15 protein-coding genes are annotated in these 21272 nt (G+C 56.6%); 3 read left to right on the top strand and 12 right to left on the bottom strand.

Going from position 1 to position 21272, the window contains the following annotated elements; genetic code table 11:
• Position 1 precedes the first annotated feature (1 nt).
• Complete coding sequence (locus Q1A74_RS17005) at positions 2–1894, top strand: cellulase family glycosylhydrolase (protein WP_299599144.1); 1893 nt, start codon at positions 2–4, stop codon at positions 1892–1894.
• Between the two features lie 94 nt (positions 1895–1988).
• Here Q1A74_RS17005 and Q1A74_RS17000 read toward each other — a convergent pair whose 3' ends face one another.
• The 3 genes from Q1A74_RS17000 to Q1A74_RS16990 form a co-directional block, all read right to left on the bottom strand.
• Positions 1989–2621 carry a thioredoxin family protein gene (locus tag Q1A74_RS17000; RefSeq protein ID WP_299599140.1) on the bottom strand — a complete coding sequence of 211 codons (633 nt, stop codon included), beginning with the start codon at positions 2619–2621 and terminating at the stop codon, positions 1989–1991.
• A gap of 38 nt (positions 2622–2659) precedes the next feature.
• On the bottom strand, positions 2660–4690 hold the full coding sequence (locus tag Q1A74_RS16995) for a thioredoxin family protein (protein ID WP_299599137.1): 2031 nt from the start codon (positions 4688–4690) through the stop codon (positions 2660–2662).
• Positions 4691–4959: 269 nt separating this feature from the next.
• Positions 4960–6405: a catalase gene (locus Q1A74_RS16990; protein WP_299599134.1), complete on the bottom strand. Its 1446-nt coding sequence runs from the start codon at positions 6403–6405 to the stop codon at positions 4960–4962.
• Positions 6406–6559: 154 nt separating this feature from the next.
• On the opposite strand from Q1A74_RS16990, the gene selD reads away from it, so the two are divergent.
• Together selD and mnmH are read left to right on the top strand one after the other, a co-directional pair.
• Positions 6560–7621 (top strand): selenide, water dikinase SelD, encoded by a 1062-nt coding sequence (gene selD / locus Q1A74_RS16985; RefSeq protein ID WP_299599132.1) that lies wholly within the window; start codon positions 6560–6562, stop codon positions 7619–7621.
• Positions 7618–8727 (top strand): tRNA 2-selenouridine(34) synthase MnmH, encoded by a 1110-nt coding sequence (gene mnmH, locus Q1A74_RS16980; RefSeq protein ID WP_299599130.1) that lies wholly within the window; start codon positions 7618–7620, stop codon positions 8725–8727. Before selD ends, mnmH begins: the two co-directional genes overlap by 4 nt.
• 658 nt (positions 8728–9385) lie before the next feature.
• Here the strand turns inward: mnmH and sucD are convergent.
• The 9 genes from sucD to sdhC form a co-directional block, all read right to left on the bottom strand.
• Positions 9386–10258 (bottom strand): succinate--CoA ligase subunit alpha, encoded by an 873-nt coding sequence (gene sucD / locus Q1A74_RS16975; protein WP_299599127.1) that lies wholly within the window; start codon positions 10256–10258, stop codon positions 9386–9388.
• A 2-nt stretch (positions 10259–10260) separates the two neighbouring features.
• Positions 10261–11427 (bottom strand): ADP-forming succinate--CoA ligase subunit beta, encoded by a 1167-nt coding sequence (sucC, locus tag Q1A74_RS16970; protein WP_299599125.1) that lies wholly within the window; start codon positions 11425–11427, stop codon positions 10261–10263.
• A 153-nt stretch (positions 11428–11580) separates the two neighbouring features.
• On the bottom strand, positions 11581–13023 hold the full coding sequence (lpdA, locus tag Q1A74_RS16965) for a dihydrolipoyl dehydrogenase (protein WP_299599122.1): 1443 nt from the start codon (positions 13021–13023) through the stop codon (positions 11581–11583).
• Between the two features lie 173 nt (positions 13024–13196).
• Complete coding sequence (gene odhB / locus Q1A74_RS16960; protein ID WP_299599120.1) at positions 13197–14396, bottom strand: 2-oxoglutarate dehydrogenase complex dihydrolipoyllysine-residue succinyltransferase; 1200 nt, start codon at positions 14394–14396, stop codon at positions 13197–13199.
• Positions 14397–14439: 43 nt separating this feature from the next.
• Complete coding sequence (locus tag Q1A74_RS16955) at positions 14440–17265, bottom strand: 2-oxoglutarate dehydrogenase E1 component (RefSeq protein WP_299599117.1); 2826 nt, start codon at positions 17263–17265, stop codon at positions 14440–14442.
• A gap of 189 nt (positions 17266–17454) precedes the next feature.
• Positions 17455–18159: a succinate dehydrogenase iron-sulfur subunit gene (locus Q1A74_RS16950; protein WP_299599114.1), complete on the bottom strand. Its 705-nt coding sequence runs from the start codon at positions 18157–18159 to the stop codon at positions 17455–17457.
• Between the two features lie 18 nt (positions 18160–18177).
• On the bottom strand, positions 18178–19950 hold the full coding sequence (gene sdhA / locus Q1A74_RS16945) for a succinate dehydrogenase flavoprotein subunit (protein WP_299599111.1): 1773 nt from the start codon (positions 19948–19950) through the stop codon (positions 18178–18180).
• Between the two features lie 3 nt (positions 19951–19953).
• Positions 19954–20322, bottom strand: a complete 369-nt coding sequence (gene sdhD, locus Q1A74_RS16940) for a succinate dehydrogenase, hydrophobic membrane anchor protein (protein ID WP_105101608.1) — start codon at positions 20320–20322, stop codon at positions 19954–19956.
• Entirely contained in the window at positions 20316–20690 is a 375-nt protein-coding gene (sdhC, locus tag Q1A74_RS16935; RefSeq protein ID WP_299599097.1) for a succinate dehydrogenase, cytochrome b556 subunit, read from the bottom strand. Before sdhC ends, sdhD begins: the two co-directional genes overlap by 7 nt.
• Between the last annotated feature and the right edge of the window lie 582 nt (positions 20691–21272).

The raw sequence follows: 21272 nt of genomic DNA, 5'->3' as shown, positions 1-21272 counted from the left end.
CATGAAAAGCCTGTCTGCACTCTCGCTTTCCTGCGCACTAGCCGCATCAATTTCATCGCCATTATCATCTGCCGATGCACTCCCCGATGACGACTGGCTGCACGTAGAAGGCAACCAGATCGTCAACCAACAGGGCGACCCCGTGTGGCTCACCGGCGCCAACTGGTTTGGTTTCAATACCAGCGAGCGGGTATTTCACGGCCTGTGGGCGATCAATCTGGAAGAAGCCATAGCGGATGTCGCCAGCCGCGGTATCAATATTCTGCGCGTCCCGATTTCAACCGAACTGATTTACGAATGGCAGAGCGGTATGGCCGCCGTGCCCAGTATCAACGACTTTGCCAACCCGGAAATTGCCGGGCAGACCTCGCTGGAAATTTTCGACACCACCGTCTCGCTGGCGAAAAAGTACGGTGTGAAAATCATGGTGGACGTGCACAGTGCCAAAGCCGACAACTCCGGCCACTTCGCCCCCATGTGGTACAACGACGAACTCACTTCAGAAATTTTTTATGAAACCTGGGAGTGGATGGCCGACCGCTACAAAAACGACGATACCGTAATTGCCTTCGATATCGAGAACGAACCGCACGGTAAACCCTGGGCGGATTCTCCGTTTGCCAAATGGGACAGCTCCACCGATGAGAGCAACTGGAAATACGCCTGCGAAACCGCGTCCAAACGCATTCTTGCCATCAACCCCGAAGTGCTGGTGCTGTGTGAGGGGATCGAGTCTTACCCAAAAGACGGCGTAACCTGGAACAGTGATTCCAGTAAAGACTTCCACAACTACTGGTGGGGCGGCAACCTGCGCGGCGTGGTCGACCACCCAATTGATCTCGGCGCCAATCAGGATCAGCTGGTGTATTCCCCGCATATTTATGGCCCGTCTGTTTACCTGCAGCCCTGGTTCGAGCCAGACTTCACGTACGAGTCCCTGATCGAGGATGCCTGGCGGGACAACTGGTTCTACCTGTATGAAGAGGGCATTTCCCCGCTGCTGTTCGGTGAATGGGGCGGCCATATGGATGGCGGCCAGAACGAAAAGTGGATGACCTACGCTCGCGACCTGATTGTGGAGCACAAGCTGCACCACACCTTCTGGTGCCTGAACCCCAATTCCGGGGACACCGGCGGCCTGTGGGGCTACGACTGGAAAACCTGGGATGAAGAGAAATACGCACTGCTGAAACCGGCACTGTGGCAGGACACCGACGGCAAGTTTGTCGGCCTCGATCACCAGGTGCCTCTCGGCAGCAGCGCCACCGGCATTACCGTAAGCGAGTTCTACGGCACCGACAGTCCGGTTCTGGACATCGTTACTCCATCTACAGGCAGCGAATACCTGCCGGAGGAAAGCATCACCGTTGCCTTCAATCAGCGCAAAAGCAGCGGCGCCAATATCTATATCGATGGCGGCCTGATTGCCAGCACAGACAGCAGCCCAACCACCATCACCGCACCCGCAGAAACCGGTAGTTATCAGCTCCAACTGGTGGCACTGGACAGCGACAGTATCGAGCTCCCGGCCACCGACTCTGTCAGCATCCGTGTGGTCGATGAAGTCATCCCCGATCCAGAACCGGAATCGGAAATCGACTGTGCACCGGGCGACGCCGACACCTGGGCGGACGGCTTTGTGATCAATACCATCACCGTCACCAACAATGGTGAGAGTGCGGTGAGCGGGTGGGAAGTTGCACTGAATTTCAGTGCCGGCAACAGCTTCGACAGCGGTTGGGGCGGTACCTTTACCGCATCCAGCGATGGCCAACAAGTGACCGTGAGCAACCTGGCGTGGAACGGCAATCTGCAACCGGGCGCGAGCGCCAGCTTTGGGCTGCAGGGTACACACACCGGTAGCTATGTAGCGCCCACCTGTACGGCCAACTGATCACGTCTAAACATGCACCTACGAAAAAGGCACTCAGGGAAATCCCTGAGTGCCTTTTTTCATTTCCGTTAAAACATTTTTAAAAATTACTGAATCAGTACTTCACACTGCAGCCATAAGCGCGGGAAGAAGCAACGGCAACCGCCTCTCCGTTCAGTGCCGCATCAAACGCAGCGGCCACATAATTGCTGGACTTCGGAATCACCGCCGGATTGGCGGAGTCGTTGTCGTCGATCGCTCCGGCGTAAACCACCTGCCCTTCCGGGTTGATGATGAACATGTGCGGTGTAGTTTTGGCACCGTAGGCGCGGCCCATGCTGCCATCGGAATCCAGCAGGAAAGGAGTGCTGGCAGCCAGTTTGTGGCTCTCGGCGACTTCCAGTGCCTGCGCCGGTTCCAGGTAGCCCTGTTTGCCTTTGGCGGAAGAGATGACCGTCAGCCAGTTGATGTCCTGATCAGTGTATTTCTTCTGCAGTGCCTGCATGTTGCCACTGCCGTAATGTTTCTTCACGTAGGGGCAGTCCTTGTTGAACCACTCCAGCACCAGCCACTGCCCTTTGTAGTCCTCCAGGCTGCGCGTCTCACCTTTTGCATCCACTTCACTGAAGGCCGGTGCCTGTTCACCGGGAACCGCGACAGCCATTGCCAATGTCGGCAGCGCAAACAGCGCGACACTGCTTATAAACTGACGAAAAGACCGTTTACCACTTACACGTTGTGTATTCACGATGACGTATCCTCTTGGTTGAAATTGGGTGAAAAAACTCACTTTTTGTTGAACAGGTCTTCGATCATGTCCGCTTTCAAAATCTGCGGCAGCAATACTGGCTCGCTTTCTCCCGGTGCATACCAGGCGTAAACCGGCACCGAGTTTCTTCCCAGCTCGCCCAGTGCCCGGGTAATTTCCGGGTCCTGATCGGTCCAGTCTGCACGTACCAGATAGACCGCATTTTCCTGGAACAGCGCCTCGACTTCTTCCGACTCCAGCACCAACTTTTTGTTCACCTGGCAGGTGATGCACCACGCGGCGGTGTAGTCGATAAACACGGCCTGCTTGCGCGCCAATGCTTCGCGGATGGCATTGCGATCGTAGGGCTTCCAGCCGGTTTCCTGTGTAGCTTTGGCGCTCTGTGCTCCACTGCCATTCTGTTGCAGGGTGTTGGCGGCACCAAAACTCATCACCAGTGCGGCCAATATCAACCCCCAGGCGATCCAGCGGCTGCCGCGGAACTGGTGGCGCCCCAGCCAGAAGGCGAAAACCACTGCCAGCATCAACATGGCGCTGATCAGCCAGCCGCTCTCGCCCACCAGACGGCCCAGCACCCACATCAACCAGATCACTGTGGCATACAGCGGAAACGCGAGAAACTGCCGCAGGGTCTCCATCCAGGGCCCCGGTGCCGGCAGGCGGTTGAGCAATGCGGGAAAGGCGCACAGCAATACAAATGGCAGCGCCAGCCCCACCCCGAGCCCGAGGAAAATGGCCATGGCGCCGTAGGCCGGCAGCAGCGTGGCGGCGCCGAGCGCGGCGCCCATAAAGGGACCAGTACAGGGCGCGGCGACGAACACCGCCAGCACTCCGGTGACAAAGGCACCGCCGCGGCTGTTGCCCGCCAGATTCATCAGGTGGTGACCGAATTCATACAGGCCGCTGAACGACAGCGCCATCACCCAGAACAACAGTATCAGCCCCAGCACCACCGGCGCCGACTGCAGCTGGAAACCCCAGCCAATGGCCGCACCACCGGCCCGCAGGACAAGTAAAAGAGCACCCAACGCGGCAAAGGTCACCAGCACACCAGCGGCGTAACGCAATCCTTCTTTCAGGCGCCCGGATGCCTCGGCTTCCGGGCCCATCAGGCCGAACAGCTTGATCGACAACACCGGGAATACACAGGGCATCAGGTTCAGAATGGCACCACCGGCAATGGCCGCAAGCACCAGCAGCCACAGGGGCTGTGTGTCCCCGGCAGGCACAGAAGAAGATACCGGCCCAGTGGCCGCAGTGGCCTGGATTTCCAGATCATCCACTTGCCATGCACGCTCGCCATCACTGACGACAAATCCGGTTGTCGGCGTTACCGGCGCACCGGGCACCCGCTGGAAGATGTAGCGGATGGTGTTTCCCGACTGCTCGACCTGGGGCATCTGGGCGGTAAGCAAGCCGCCATCCAGGGGAAATACGTCCGGGGCGGGCCGGTCGCCCGCGCCGTCGCCCGCCTCCAGTACCAGCTGTAGTGCATCCCCTTCCGCGGCGGCGGACACATTGTTGACGGTCCACGGGAAGTTTCCGGCATCGGCAGATTCGGGCACCTGCGCAGCAAACCGATCTCGCAGCGCTCTGTCTCCAGGCGGCCACTGTGCGGCATCTGCCACCGGGCGTGACAGGGTCATATTGCCGTAGCCAGGGATACAGTCCACTTTGCACACCAGCCACTCGAGGTTGACCACCAGCTCCATGCGCTCTGCTTCAGGCGTCACGTCAAACAGGTAGGCAACATCGCCCTCATAGCCGAGATTGGTAAGGTGTTCGATGGGCAGGCGCACGGGGAATGGCCACTGGATCTCGTCCAGCGTGCCGCTGGCACCGGCAAAGTCAAACCGCGGCGCGGCGCCCGAGTCCCCGGCATTGCGCCAGTACACGTGCCAACCCGGGTCCACCTCGAAATAAAAGCCAATGGTTTCTTCACCGGAGCCGAAGGTATCCGGTGCCAGCCAGCGCACCTTGACGTGATCACCGCTGGCGGTCTCCTGGGCAACAGATAACCCGCTGAAGCCCAAAGCGATCAGCAGCACCCGAAAACAAGTCTGGAAAACAGCGCGTCTCAGAAACGAAAGCGACAAAAGGCACCCCACCTTACAATCCATCGGACACCGGCGTACCGGCGTTATTTTTATACGTGTCCGTTATTCAAATAGATTGCCCTTGAGGGCGCAAGGGGGGCAGCGACAGGAATCGGTGAAGTGCGCACTGATGCGTTAAAGCGCTGCGTCGAAATGGTGCATCCACCGGCTTAACGCGCTAAAACAAAAGGGCCCGTACTGCGGGCCCTGTGGATATGTGATCAAGTGCCTTTGACACCCTTTTCAATCCGATCGCCAATGTCCTTATCCACATTGCGCCAGTATTCGAAGGCGCGCTTCAGGATTTCGTCGGAAACGCCGGCGGACAGGTGCCCCACCACGTTGGACACCAAACGCTCCCGCGCGCCTTCGTCCATGACCTCGCGCACCAGGGTGCCCGCCTGGACAAAGTCATCGTCTTCCTTGTGCGGGGTATAGGCGGCGTGCATAAATTCACCGCTGGCTTCCCATTTTTCCGCATAGGTGTGGTTGGCACTGGGGCCGCCCTTGGAATTGGGGGCGTATACGGGATCCGTTACATTATCCACGCGCAGGGCACCGTCCTTGCTGTAGCTGTGCACCGGGCACTTGGGGCGGTTTACCGGAATCTGCTTGTAGTTCACACCCATGCGCGCGCGGTGGGCATCGGCATAGGAAAACACCCGCCCCTGCAGCATCTTGTCCGGGCTGAGGCCAATACCCGGCACCAGGTTGTTCGGCTCGAATGCGGCCTGCTCGATCTCGGTGTGAAAATCGGTAGGGTTGCGATCCAGCACCAGCTTGCCTACTTCGTGCAGTGGGTAGTCCCCGTGCGGCCATACCTTGGTGAGGTCAAACGGATTAAAGCGGTAATTTTCTGCGTCTTCGTAGGGCATGATCTGAACATTCAGAGTCCAGCTGGGGTGATCACCTTTGGCTATCGAATCGAAAAGATCCCGCCGGTGCGCATCGGAGTCCTGCCCGGCAATACGATCCGCCTCGTCCTGGGTCAGACTCTCCACACCCTGATCCGATTTGAAGTGATATTTCACCCAGAAACGCTCGCCCTTGGCATTCACCCACATATAGGTGTGGCTGGAATAACCATTCATATGGCGATAGGTTTTGGGGATTCCGCGATCGCCCATCAGCCAGGTCACCTGGTGCGCAGACTCTGGCGACAGCGTCCAGAAATCCCACTGCATATCGTGATCGCGCAAGCCGGAATCCGCGCGGCGCTTCTGGGAGCGGATAAAGTGCTGGAATTTCATCGGGTCGCGAATAAAAAACACCGGCGTGTTATTACCCACCAGATCGTAATTGCCTTCCGATGTGTAGAATTTGAGGGCAAAGCCCCGAGGATCCCGCCAGGTGTCCGGGCTGCCCTTCTCGCCCGCTACTGTGGAAAAACGGATCAGGGTGTCGGTTTTGGTGCCGGGCTGGAAGACCGCGGCCTTAGTGTAAGCGCTCACATCCTTGGTAACACTGAAGTGCCCGAAAGCGCCTGAACCTTTGGCGTGGGGCTGCCGCTCGGGAATATGCTCACGGTTAAAATTGGCCATCTGCTCAATCAGATAGTGATCTTGCAGGATGATGGGGCCATCCGGGCCCACGGTAAGAGAAAATTCATCACTGGCGACCGGGATACCGGCATCAGTCGTGGTGCGTTGCGAGTCGTCCTTTTTCACCGAACTCTCCTCTGTTTATGTCGGATCCACCGCCCGGAGGTCCGGGCCTGATTTGGGTTGAAACAGGAAAAACCATAGTGCACAAATGCCCACGATGAATGTATCCACGCGCCAGTGACTGGTAAAATTCACGCATCTCACGCCCGGAGCCTCCATGAAGACTTCCTCCCCTACTGATCCCGTCCGCCTCACCCAATACAGTCATGGAGCTGGCTGCGGCTGCAAGATCTCCCCCGCGGTACTGGACCAAATCCTCACCGACAGCGGTAGCCCACTGGCAGACCCGAAACTCTGGGTAGGCAATAGCACCCGGGACGATGCCGCGGTATATGCACTGGACGAATCACGCGGTGTGGTTTCCACCACCGACTTTTTCATGCCGATCGTCGACGACCCCTTTGACTTCGGCCGGATTGCCGCCACCAACGCCATCAGTGATATCTACGCCATGGGCGCCGACCCACTGATGGCCATTGCAATACTGGGCTGGCCAGTCAATCTATTGGCCCCGGAGGTGGCGCGAGAAGTCATTCGCGGTGGACGTACCGCCTGTAGTGACGCTGGCATTCCCCTCGCCGGGGGACACTCTATCGACGCCCCGGAACCCATTTTCGGGCTGGCGGTGACCGGGGTGGTAGAGCGGCAGTACATGAAACGAAATGACACCGCCACCGAGGGCTGCAAGCTGTATCTCACCAAACCGCTGGGTATAGGTGTGCTTACCACCGCAGAAAAACAGGGTAAGCTCCATGCCAACGATGTCGGGATCGCCAGAGACCTGATGTGCACACTGAACAAACCTGGCACTCGTTTTTCCCGCCTTTCCGCAGTCAAAGCCATGACCGACGTCACGGGCTTCGGCCTGCTTGGCCACCTTGTCGAAATGGCCGATGGCAGCGGGCTCACCGCAAGACTCTGTTTTGAGGTGGTGCCGCGTATCGCTGGTATCGAATCCTACTTGGAGCAAGGCTGTATCCCCGGTGGCACTGGCCGCAACTTTGATAGTTACGGCCACCGGGTACAGGTGGAATCTGAGCGCCAGAAACAGCTTCTCGCCGATCCGCAAACCAGTGGCGGGTTACTTGTCGCGGTCGCCCCCGAAGGAGAAAACGAATTCCTTGCCGCCGCCAATGAGGAAGGTTTAACCCTGCACGCTATCGGCGAACTGGTCGCCAGAGGGAATCAGAAAGACGGGCCCGCGGTTATCGTGTCATGAAGACCCGCTCTACTCACCGGCCCGACACCGCCGATTATCGCGAAATTTTTCTTAGTGGCCGGCCACTGATCGATACGCGCGCACCGGTGGAGTTTGGCAAAGGGTCCTTCCCCAGGGCCGTGAACTTACCGCTGATGACCGACAGCGAGCGCCAGCAAGTAGGTACCTGCTACAAACAGAGAGGACAACAGGCAGCCATTGACCTCGGCCACCAGCTGGTAAGTGGGGACACCAAAGCAGTCCGTGTAGATGCATGGGCGCAGTTCGCAAAAGCCAACCCGGAAGGGTACCTTTTTTGCTTTCGCGGAGGACTGCGTTCACTGATCAGCCAACAATGGCTGAGGGAAGCTGGTGTTCACTACCCCCGAGTTTCGGGTGGATACAAATCAATGCGCAATTTCCTGATCGAGGAGATTGAATGCGCGGTACGCGACTGTCAATTTACTCTCATCGGAGGCATGACCGGTACCGGAAAAACCGAAGCACTTGTGCAACTGGACAATGCGATTGATCTGGAGGGCCACGCCAATCACCGAGGCTCAAGCTTCGGCAAGCGGGCGACCGCACAACCACCCCAGATCGGATTTGAGAACGCACTGGCAATTGACATTTTGAAGCAGCGTGCAGCAGGTCAGCAAAGTTTTGTACTGGAAGATGAAAGCCGTCTTATTGGAAGGTGTTCAGTACCACTGATACTGCACAAAGCCATGCCTACCTACCCCATGGTATGGCTCGAAGATGACCTGAACAATCGTGTAGAGAGAATACTTAAGGACTACGTTGTAGACCTTTGTCACGAGTTCTCCGACATATTTGGAATTGAAGAAGGTACACAGAAATTTTCCAACAACCTCCTCCAAAACCTGGAAAAAATATCCAGGCGACTTGGGGGAGTGCGATACCAGAAACTGCACACCATCATGAAAAACGCGCTGGAGAGGCAACAATCTTGTGGCGAGGTACACCTCCACCGCGAATGGATAAGTGCCCTACTCAGTGAGTATTACGATCCGATGTATGACTACCAACTGAAACAGAATTCAGGCCGTATTTTGTTTCGAGGCAATCAGAGGGACGTTGTAGATTTTCTGAGCACCAAGCGCTGACAAGATGAAAGTACCAGGTCACGCAGTCAACCCGACCACCTCGCATAAGCCAACGCTAAAAGTCGTATCCAAACATCTGAATATCTTTTCGATAAATTGCTGCGACCTTGTTCGCCAGGTCACCGGAATAATACTGCTTGTATGAAGTTTCAGCGGAAGTAACGTTCCGGCTTACCATCTCTTTTTCGGGCAAACCGAGCTTCTTAAAAATATATCCGGTATCGGCTTAAATTGTATCGAGCACTTGTAGGTATCAGAGGCATTTTTGCAACACCCCTGTAAAAAAGCTGCATTGAAATGCTTTTAGCATCCAGACGGCTAGGCTTGCCGGGTACAGTTTTCACGATTCAGTCTCCCTTCTGACTATCTCGACTTTCCATTCAAATTGAAACTGCGTACTGCCAGTCAAATACACGGATGTGCAATCGCCCCACAATAAGGCCCGAACAAAACCTTCCCATTGGGTTCGAAGACGGTATTAAAATTACACTGGCAGGACACACGTTAGAATACGTGCCTGCCGAATTTATCAGCAAACGCACATCGAGGCAATCGAGAGAAATACCGGCGCTCAACAAATACAGCCGAAACCTCCAGGGGGCAGGCATAAAAAAAGCTGCCCGAAGGCAGCTTTTTTTATGCGCGAAAGTAACAGCCATTACCAGCCGGTTACTTCCTTCAGTGCATTACCGATTTCCGCCAGGGAGCGGACGGTTTTCACACCAGCGTCTTCCAGCGCAGCAAACTTCTCGTCCGCTGTACCTTTACCACCAGAAATGATGGCACCGGCGTGGCCCATACGCTTTCCGGGAGGCGCAGTTACGCCCGCGATGTAGGAGACCACCGGCTTGGTGACGTTTTCCTTGATGTACGCAGCCGCTTCTTCTTCCGCGGAACCGCCGATCTCACCGATCATTACGATCGCTTCGGTCTGCGGGTCGTTCTGGAACATTTCCAGAATATCGATGAAGTTGGAGCCCGGGATAGGGTCGCCGCCGATGCCCACACAGGTGGACTGGCCGAAGCCGTGGTCGGTAGTCTGCTTTACGGCTTCGTAAGTCAGAGTACCAGAGCGGGAAACGATGCCCACTTTGCCCGGCTTGTGAATGTGACCTGGCATGATGCCGATTTTGCACTCACCGGGAGTGATCACGCCCGGGCAGTTCGGGCCGATCAGGCGCACGCCCAGCTCGTCGCACTTAACCTTGGCATCCAGCATATCCATGGTAGGAATGCCTTCGGTGATGCACACGATCAGCTTGATGCCGCCGTTCGCCGCTTCCAGGATAGAGTCCTTACAGAAAGGCGCCGGAACGTAGATTACAGACGCTTCTGCGCCAGTAGCCTCTACGGCTTCTTTCACGGTATCGAATACCGGCAGGCCCAGGTGAGTCTGGCCGCCTTTGCCCGGCGTTACACCACCGACCATTTTTGTACCGTACTCAATCGCTTGCTCGGAGTGGAAAGTGCCCTGAGAGCCGGTGAAGCCCTGACAGATGACTTTGGTATCTTTGTTAATCAGTACTGACATGATTATTTACCCTCCGCAGCTTTAACCACTTGCTCTGCAGCATCGGTCAGGCTGGTTGCAGCGATGATGTTCAGGCCGCTTTCGCTCAGAACCTTGGTACCCAGCTCTGCATTGTTACCTTCCAGACGCACTACAACCGGCACTTTTACGCCGACTTCTTTTACTGCGCCGATGACGCCTTCAGCGATCATGTCACAGCGCACGATACCACCGAAGATGTTGATCAGAACGGCTTTGACGTTTTCGTCGGACAGGATGATTTTGAACGCTTCAACAACACGCTCTTTGGTTGCGCCGCCACCAACGTCCAGGAAGTTGGCCGGGCTGCCGCCGTGCAGATTGACGATGTCCATAGTACCCATGGCCAGGCCAGCGCCATTTACCATGCAGCCGATGTTGCCATCCAGCGCTACGTAGTTAAGGTCCCACTTGGCTGCGTGTGCTTCGCGCTCGTCTTCCTGAGACGGGTCGTGCATTTCACGCAGGTCTGGGTGACGGTACAGCGCGTTGCTGTCGATCACGATCTTGGCGTCCAGGCAGTGCAGGTTCTTCTCTGGAGTGATTACCAGCGGGTTGATTTCCAGCAGGGCCAGATCTTTTTCTTCAAACATTTTCGCCAGACCCAGGAAGATCTTGGTGAACTGCTTGATCTGATCGCCTTCGAGGCCCAGTTTGAACGCCAGCTCGCGGCCCTGGTAAGGCTGTGCGCCTACCAGCGGATCAACGGTGGCTTTCAGAATTTTTTCCGGAGTCTCTTCCGCAACTTTCTCGATCTCAACACCGCCTTCGGTGGAGGCCATGAAAACGATGCGACGGGTAGAACGGTCAACAACCGCGCCCAGGTACAGTTCCTGGTCGATGTCGGTGCAGGTTTCTACCAGGATGCGGGAAACCGGCTGGCCGTTTTCGTCTGTCTGATAAGTTACCAGGTTGTTACCCAGCCACTTTTTCGCGAATTCTTCAATTTCCGCTTTGGAGTCTACCAGCTTAACGCCGCCCGCTTTACCGCGGCCGCCAGCGTGTACCTGGGCCTTAACAACCCACTTGTCTCCGCCGATTTCGTCTGCTGCCGCTGCTGCTGCTGCCGGGGTTTCCGCTGCGATGCCTTTGGAAACCGGCAATCCGTATGCTGCAAACAGTTGTTTGCCCTGATACTCATGCAAGTTCATAGTCAATACCAATTCACATTTGAAATGTGTTTACCAATTGCAGATTACTCTGCACCTTTATACAAAAGCCTGACAATGCGTCGTTACAAATCAGGCTTCTGAAATGAAAGCGGGGCGAAAACCTTATGGCTTCGCCCCGACATTGCGAGTCGCTTACTTGCGCTTCTTACGGTTCGCCATATGGATGGCGTGACCGTTAACGGCAAGAGCCGCTTCCTTGACTGCTTCCGAGAAGGTCGGGTGACCGAATACAGTCATACCGATATCTTCTGCGCTGGAACCGAATTCCATCGCGATCGCTACCTGCTGCACCAGATCGGAGGCGCTTGGGCCAACGATGTGGGCACCCAGTACACGATCGGTTTCGGCGTGGGCGATCATTTTCACCATACCGCCGGATTCGTTCGCCGCTACCGCACGGCCAACGGCCAGGAACGGGAAAACGCCTACATTGTAGGGCTCCCCATCAGCCTTCACCTGCTCTTCGGTGCGGCCAACGGAAGCAATTTCCGGGTGGGTGTAGATGACGTTCGGGATCACGTCGTAGTTCATCATCGGCTTCTGGCCAGCGATACGCTCGGCAACCACTACGCCTTCTTCAGACGCTTTGTGGGCCAGCATCGGGCCGCGCACCACGTCACCGATCGCCCAGACGCCCGGTGCAGAAGTCATGCACAGGTCGTTGACGTAGATGAAGCCACGCTCGTCCAGCTTTACACCGGCATCTTCAGACAGCAGGCCTTCTGTGTACGGGCGACGGCCCACACTGACGATCAGCTTGTCGAAGGTTTCCTGATGCTCTTTACCGTCTTTGTCCTGATAGGTAACGACAACTTCTTTGCCTTTTACTTCGCTGCCGGTCACGCGGCAGGACAGGCGAATGTCGAGGCCCTGTTTCTTCAGGATTTTCTGGGATTCTTTAGCGATTTGCTGATCCATCACGGCGAGGAAGCTATCCAGCGCTTCCAGAACCACAACGTCAGAGCCCAGGCGATTCCAGACGGAACCCAGCTCAAGGCCGATCACACCAGCACCAATCACGCCGAGGCGCTTGGGCACTTCGGAGAACTCCAGCGCACCGGTGGAATCAACGATGACCTTGTTGTCAACGGGCGCCGGCGGAATGTTTACCGGTACGGAGCCAGAGGCCAGGATCACATTATCTGCTTCATAAGTCGCGGTTTTACCATCTTTGTCGGTAACTTCCACTTTCTTACCAGAGAGCAGCTTGCCGGTACCCTGAATAGAGGTGACTTTGTTCGCCATGAACAGGCCGGAAATACCGCCGGACATCTGCTTCACAACGCCGTCTTTGCGCTCGATCATTTTTTTCACGTCGATCTTTACCTTGCCGGTATCGATGCCGTGTACGTCGAGAGAGTCTTTTGCTTCGTGGTATTTCCAGGAGCTATCCAGCAGCGCCTTGGATGGGATACAGCCCACGTTCAGGCAGGTACCGCCATTCACGGTCTTGCCTTCTTTACTTACCCATTTTTCAACGCAGGCAGTTTTCAGACCCAGCTGCGCTGCACGAATTGCGGCCACATAACCACCGGGGCCGGAGCCGATTACGATTACGTCAAATTTTTCTGACATGGTCTGTTCCAAATTTGAGTGGATTCAACGTATGCGAATTCTTATCCGCATAACCGGGGATCTTCCCGGCATTCCCTGAGACGGTCTTGCTGCCGTTGATGCCAGCGCGAACGGCTGGCTCATTTGTTCAGGCAACCGCGCTAAGCGGCCACCTGATCTCCAAATTACTCTGCTTACACTTCCAACAGGATACGTGCAGGATCTTCGATCATTTCTTTGATCGCCACCAGGAAGCCAACCGCTTCCTTACCGTCGATCAGGCGGTGATCGTAAGACAGCGCCAGGTACATCATCGGCAGGATTTCCACCTTGCCGTCGACCGCCATCGGGCGTTCCTGAATCTTGTGCATACCCAGAATGGCCGTTTGCGGCGGATTCAGGATCGGCGTGGACAACAGGGAGCCAAACACACCACCGTTGGTGATGGTGAAGGTGCCGCCGGTCATCTCATCGATCGACAATTTTCCGTCGCGGGCACGCAGACCCAGGTCGCGGATATTGTTTTCCAGATCTGCCAGGCCCATGTTTTCCGCATTACGCAGAATCGGTACAACCAGGCCTTTCGGCGAGGAAACCGCCACACCGATGTCCTGATACCCGTGATACACGATATCGTTACCGTCGATGGAAGCGTTTACCGCGGAGTAACGCTTCAGCGCTTCTACCGCCGCTTTCACGAAGAAGCCCATAAAGCCCAGGCGGGTACCGTTGTGGGTTTTCTCGAACAGGTCTTTGTAGTTCTTACGCAGGTCCATGACCGGCTTCATGTTCACTTCGTTGAAGGTAGTGAGCATGGCGGTGGACTGAGACGCATCGAGCAGACGCTCGGCGATGCGCTTGCGCATGCGGGTCATGGGTACACGCTTTTCAACGCGCTCACCCGGCGCAACCGCAACTTCTGCGGCTGCGCCTGGTGCCGCCGCTGCGGCTGGCGCGGAGCCGGCTTTCATCACGTCTTCTTTCAGAACGCGACCGCCTTTACCAGAACCTTCAACACCGGCCAGGTCTACACCTTTTTCTGCCGCCATTTTTTTGGCAGATGGCATGGCGATCTTCTCACCGCCGGCAGCAGGCGCTTCGGCTTTTTCTTCCGCGGCCGGTGCTGCGTCAGAAGAGTCGCCCGCGCTACCGCCGGCACCTTCTTCAAACTTGGCAATGACTTCGTTGGAGAGAATGGTTTCACCCTCCCCTTTAATAATTTCACTAATGGCGCCGTCAGCGGGTGCAACGACTTCCAGCACCACTTTGTCGGTTTCAATATCCACGATCAGTTCATCGCGGGACACGGCTTCACCCGGTTGTTTGTGCCAGGTGGCGATAGTGCCATCCTGAACAGATTCCGGGAAAGTTGGCGCTTTAATCTCGATGGTCATTTTTCCTGTTTCCTGAGATTGCTCTTCGTTGTGTACTGCTGCCTTATTTGACAGTCAGCGCCTCATTGATGAACGTATTCTGTTCTTCCAAGTGGGTGGCCATATAGCCCGCCGCAGGTGCAGCAGAAGCTGCGCGACCGACATATTCCAGATCCAACTTGGGGTGTGCTTCATTCAGCAGACGACGCAGGTGATGCTGGCTGGAGTACCAGGCGCCCTGGTTCATGGGCTCTTCCTGACACCAGGCCACGCTCTTCACATTCTTGAATGCGGAAACCGCAGCCAGGAACTCGTCATCCGGGAACGGATACAACTGTTCGATGCGTACCAGGGCCACGTCGTCCTGCTCGCGCTCCATACGCGCTTCCAGCAGATGGTAGTAGACCTTGCCGGAACAGAGGATCAAGCGCTTCACCTTGGCGGGGTCAACACCGTCGTCCTGAATCACATTGTGGAATGTGCCCTTGGCCAGCTCGTCCAGGCTGGAGGTAGCCAGCTTGTGACGCAGAATCCATTTCGGGCTCATGATCACCAGCGGACGACGCATGGGGCGAACCGCCTGACGGCGCAGCAGGTGGAAGATCTGTGCCGGTGTGGTGGCATTACACACCTGGATGTTGTGCTCGGCACACAGCTGCATGAAACGCTCGAGACGCGCGGAGGAGTGCTCCGGGCCCTGGCCTTCGTAGCCGTGTGGCAACAACATCACCAGGCCACACATACGGCCCCACTTGTGCTCGCCGGAAGTGATGAACTGGTCGATCACCACCTGGGCGCCATTGGCGAAGTCGCCAAACTGGGCTTCCCAAACCACCAGGGATTTCGGCGTGGTCGTGGCGTAGCCGTATTCGAACGCCAGCACAGCTTCTTCAGACAGCAGTGAGTCGTATATATCAAACGCCGGCTGGCCTTCGAACATGTGCTGCAGGGGCACATAACTCTGGCCATCTTTCTGGCTGTGCAGAACCGCGTGGCGGTGCGAGAAGGTACCGCGGCCAACGTCTTCGCCGGTAAAGCGGACCATAAAGCCCTCTTCCAGCAAAGTACCGTAGGCCAGGGTTTCTGCCATGCCCCAGTTCAGGGGTAAGCCGCCGCCGGCCATCTTGCGACGATCGTCGTAAATTTTAGACACCTGACGCTGCAGCACCACACCATCGGGCACGGTGGTCATGCGGGTAGCAACATCTTTCAGCTTCTTCATGGGGAAGCTGGTGTCGCCCTCGGCGGTCCACTCGTGGTTCAGATAAGGGCGCCAGTCCACAAACATGGATTCGTCGGGCTTCTTCACCAGACCGGTGGCCACGTCTTCACCGCGATCCAATTTGTCGCGGTAGTCGTTGGCCAGCTTGTCGGCCTCGGTCTTGCTCACCACACCTTCAGCGATCAGACGATCAGCGTACAGGGTACGGGTGGTTTTGTGCTTACGGATGGTCTGGTACATCAGTGGCTGGGTACCGGACGGATCATCGGTCTCGTTGTGACCGCGACGGCGGTAACACACCAGGTCGATGACGATGTCTTTCTTGAACTCATAGCGGTAATCCACCGCCAGCAGGCCCGCGAGTACAACCGCTTCGGGGTCGTCGCCGTTTACATGCAGAACCGGGGCGTCGATCATCTTCGCCACGTCGGTGCAGTATTCGGTAGAGCGGGCATCTTCGCGCTTGCTGGTAGTGAAACCCACCTGGTTGTTCAGCACCAGGTGAATGGAGCCACCGGTGTAGTAGCCGCGGGTCTGGGACATCTGCAGGGTTTCCTGCACCACGCCCTGGCCGGCAAAGGCCGCGTCGCCGTGGATATTGATCGGCATTACCTTCTCGCCGGTGCTATCGCCTCGGCGGTCCTGACGGGCGCGCACGGAGCCCACCACTACCGGCGCACAGATTTCCAGGTGCGAGGGGTTGAAGGCCAGTGCCAGATGCACTTCACCGCCGGGCGTCATCACGTTGGAAGAGAAGCCCTGGTGGTATTTCACATCACCGGAAGTATCGAGAGTTTTCTTACCCTCGAACTCTTCGAACAGGTCGGCCGGATTTTTACCCAGAATATTGACCAGGGTGTTCAGGCGGCCGCGGTGCGCCATACCGATCACAATTTCTTTGACCGCATAGGTGCCGGAGCGACGGATCAGCGCATCCATCAGTGGGATCAGGCTCTCACCACCTTCCACGCCAAAACGCTTGGTACCCGGATATTTGGAATCCAGGTGGCGCTCCAGGCCTTCAGCGGCGGACAGGCGCTGCAGAATTTCAGTGCGAACTTCGTTGCCGAAATTGGGCTTGGACTGGCTGCGCTCCAGGCGCTGCTGGAACCAGTGCTGCTCGTCCAGGTTGGACAGGTGCATGATCTCTGCACCCAGATTGCGGCAGTAGGTGTTTTCCAGGCCTTCTACGATTTCGCGCAGGGTCGCTTCGCCGTTGCCGAAAAACAGGTCGCCGGTCTGAAAGGTGGTGTCGAAGTCACCTTCGGTCAGGCCGTGATAGTTCAGCTGCAGATCAGGCACCTGCTCACGGGCCATGATACCCAGCGGGTCCAGCGTGGCTTTTTTGTGTCCGCGGTGGCGGTAGGAATTGATCAGCTGCAGAACTTTGATCTGCTTGCGCTCGTGCTCTACATTCACAGAGCCGGCGCCGGGGGCGGAGAGAGGGCGGGTACGGTTCTTCGCCAACAGCTCGAAGTGCTGGCGAATGGCGGCATGGGAGACATCGCCGCCATTTACCCGCGGCAGGCTGTCAAAGTAGCTGCGCCATTCTTCCGGTACACCACTGGGGTCGTGCAGATAGGTCTCGTACAGATCTTCCACGTACCCGGCGTTGCCACCAGAGATATGTGAAGTCCGCCAGAGCGCCTCCATAGTGCTTTCGTGCATTAATGCCTACCTCAATTGACGGCGCACACCCTTGATCTTGCGCCGCTCTTTCCTGTCATTTCACTCACAAAAGGGGAGGTGCTAAAAAGACACCTCCCCTTTTTCGGATAAGCCTGACACCTGCGCTGCTGTCGACTTAATTGTGATTATTTTTGATGGGAACCCGCCGCTCCCTGTTGGGATCTTCCCCTACACGGCGCGGGTTATCAGCATATTGCGGATATGGCCGATTGCCCGCGTAGGATTCAAACCTTTCGGACAAACGTTCACACAGTTCTGAATACCGTGGCAGCGGAACACGCTGAACGGATCATCCAGATTGCTCAGGCGCTCATCGGTGGCGGTATCGCGGCTGTCTGCCAGGAAGCGATACGCTTGCAGCAGGCCGGCCGGGCCGATGAACTTGTCTGGGTTCCACCAGAAGGACGGGCAAGACGTGGAACAGCAGGCGCAGAGAATACACTCGTACAGGCCATCCAGTTTTTCGCGCTCTTCCGGAGACTGCAGGCGCTCGATGGCCGGAGCCGGCGTGCTGTTCTGCAGATACGGTTCAATTTTCTTGTACTGGTCGTAGAACTGCTCCATATCCACCACCAGGTCACGAATGACCGGCAGTCCGGGCAGCGGACGCAGTACCAGCTTGCCTTTCGGCGCCGCTTCAGAGATCGGCATGATACAGGCAAGACCGTTCTTACCGGAAATATTCATACCGTCTGAGCCGCAGACGCCTTCACGGCAGGAGCGGCGGAACGAGAGGCTGGAATCCTGAGCCTTCAACAGCTCCAGTACATCCAGCACCATCAGGTCCTTGCCCTGGATATCCAGTTCGTAATCCTGCATATACGGCGCAGAATCAGATTCCGGGTTGTAACGGTAGATGCTTACTTTCAACATGTTGCTTCCGCTCCCGAATTAGTAAGTACGCGCTTTCGGCTCGAAGGTGTCGACGGTTTTCGGTGCGAAGTTAACCGCACGCTTGCCGACACGCTTTTCAGCCGGGAAGTACATGGAGTGGCACAGCCAGTTTTCGTCGTCACGCTCCTGATAGTCTTCGCGGGCGTGAGCGCCGCGACTCTCAGTGCGGACTTCTGCGGCAATGGCCGTGGCTTCGGCAACTTCCAGCAGGTTCTGCAATTCCAGTGCTTCGATACGCGCGGTGTTGAACGCTTTGGACTTGTCATCCAGGCGGACATTGCTAATGCGCTCGCGCAGGCTTTCCAGCTTTTTCACGCCTTCGGCCATATAGTCGCCGCGACGGAATACACCAAAGTGGTTCTGCATAACGTTCTGCAGTTCAGTACGCAGCCCGGCTGCACCTTCACCATCATTGGTGGTCTCGATACGATTCAGGCGAGACATGGCCGCTTCGATATCGGATTCCGACGCTTCGCGGTTCTCAACACCTTCACGCAGGGCCTTTTCAATAAACAGGCCAGATGCGCGCCCGAACACCACCAGGTCCAGCAGTGAGTTACCGCCGAGACGGTTGGCGCCGTGTACAGATACACAGGCAACCTCACCACAAGCGTACAGGCCGTCAATGACCTGATCATTGCCGGAGGCGTCCTGAGTCAGGGCCTGACCGTGCACATTGGTAGGAATACCACCCATCATATAGTGACAGGTCGGAACAACCGGGATTGGAGTGTGGACCGGGTCCACGTGGGCAAAGGTCTTGGCCAGCTCACAGATACCCGGCAGACGGCTGTGTAGCAGCTCTTCACCCAGGTGATCCAGCTTCAGGTAGACGTGATCGCCATTCTCACCCGCGCCGCGGCCATCGAGAATCTCCAGAACCATGGAACGCGCAACCACATCGCGGCCAGCCAGGTCTTTGGCGTTGGGTGCATAGCGTTCCATGAAACGCTCACCGTCTTTATTGATCAGGTAGCCACCTTCACCGCGACACCCCTCGGTGACCAGCGTCCCCGCACCGTAAATACCGGTGGGGTGGAACTGCCACATCTCCATATCCTGCACCGGCACACCGGCACGCAGCGCCATGCCAACACCGTCACCGGTATTGATATGCGCATTGGTGGTGGATGCGAAGATACGACCCGCACCGCCAGTGGCAAATACCGTGGCCTTGGATTTGATGAAGACGACTTCGCCGTCTTCAATACAGATGGCGATAACACCGACAACCGCACCATCCTGGTTCTTCACCAGGTCTACCGCGAACCATTCGTTCAGGAATACGGTGTTGTGCTTGACGTTGTTCTGATAAAGGGTGTGCAGCAGGGCGTGACCAGTACGGTCCGCAGCAGCACAGGTACGCGCCGCCTGGCCACCACGGCCATAGTCCTTGGACTGGCCGCCGAACGGACGCTGATAGATGCGCCCTTCTTTTGTGCGGGAGAACGGCAGGCCCATGTGTTCCAGCTCGAACACAGCCTCCGGACCAACGGAACACATGTACTCGATCGCGTCCTGGTCACCGATATAGTCGGAACCTTTGACCGTGTCGTACATGTGCCAGCGCCAATCATCATTGGGATCGTCACTGGCGATCGCACAGGTGATACCGCCCTGGGCGGACACCGTGTGCGAACGGGTCGGGAATACTTTGGTGATCACCGCAGTCTTGAAACCGGACTGGGCCATCTGCAGGGCCGCGCGCATACCCGCGCCGCCGCCGCCAATTACGATACCGTCAAAGGTTATTGTTCGCATATTCGACATGACTTACACACCCCACAGAATTTCAATGCCCCACACCGCGTAAAACACGGCGACTGCACCCAGCAGCACTTCAACCAGGATGCGCAAAACAGTTGCTTTGCCGCCCATCATGCGGTTGGTGAGGTAGTCGGTTACCACGGACCAGAGACCGATCCAGGCATGCGCGATCGTGGAGATCAGAGCCACCAGGCTGAATACGCGTACCCAGCGCTGTTCAAACAGCGCGGACCAGCTGGCGTAGCCAAAATCTTTGGAGAGAAAAATGAAACCCACTATAAAGAGGGTGTAAGCCACCAGCACCACGGCACTGACGCGCTGAATGAACCAGTCGTACAGACCACTGCGGCCGAAACCAGTAACTGCCTTTACCATACCAGAACCCCCGCCAGCAGAATGAGAATGACTGAAAGCACGAGCACGATTACCGCACCGCGGCGACCACCTTCCAGGCTCTCACCCAGACCGATATCCATCAGCAGGTGACGCACACCCGCGATCAGGTGGTATATAAGTGCAGCCAGCGAGGCCCACAAAACCAGTTTGGCCGGCACACTTGTAAAGAAGTCGGCTACTTTGCGGAAACCCTGCTCGGACTCCAGACTGGAATCCAACATGCACAATAGAAGTGCGACCACAGCGAAGAGCACCACACCGGAGACCCGATGCAGAATAGAAACCAACGCTGGCGCAGGGAGCTTGATAGTAGAAATGTCTAAATTGACAGGTCTGTTCTTGTTCACAGGAAAAACACCTTGTTGCCCTGAAAGACGGGGCGCCCGTTAGTTCTATGTTTACCGGGCGAGCTTGCTGTTCACTTTATGCGCAACCTGTCGAGGTCTTGTACAAAGTGGCCTTACCAAGGCGCAAGCCGCGCGGATTATAGGCATTCAAATTTCAAAACACAACGAACGGAAAGCCTCAGAAGTCGGCTTTGTATCAGTTGCAAACCGCGCCACACACCAGACCAAGGTATGAAATGCGATTTTCCGCCCGATTGTTGCCAGCCCAAATTTACACGCCAAAAACCCTCTCCTGACAGGCAATATCCCTGCCACCTTTACGGCGCGCGGAAGATCCTGCGGCGGGCAAATTGGTCAACCAATTCGATTTGGTTTGACAATTTGAGGCGCGGCACTTAAGTTTGGCCGCGCTCAAAAGCCCGCTAGCCCCATATCCGCGTCCGGATACAGCCAATGAAGGCTCTCCGAACCCGCAGAATCCGGCACTTTCCGGGTTTTGCCTGTGCACAGAAACCACCTGGATAACGCCTTCTCATAAAAAGGTGATCACAGGTGAGCGCGGAGCGTGCCCCTACCCGGGCC

This window comes from uncultured Microbulbifer sp. (assembly GCF_947504145.1).
Classification (GTDB): Bacteria; Pseudomonadota; Gammaproteobacteria; order Pseudomonadales; family Cellvibrionaceae; genus Microbulbifer.
This window is presented reverse-complemented; position numbering and strand designations above follow the sequence as displayed.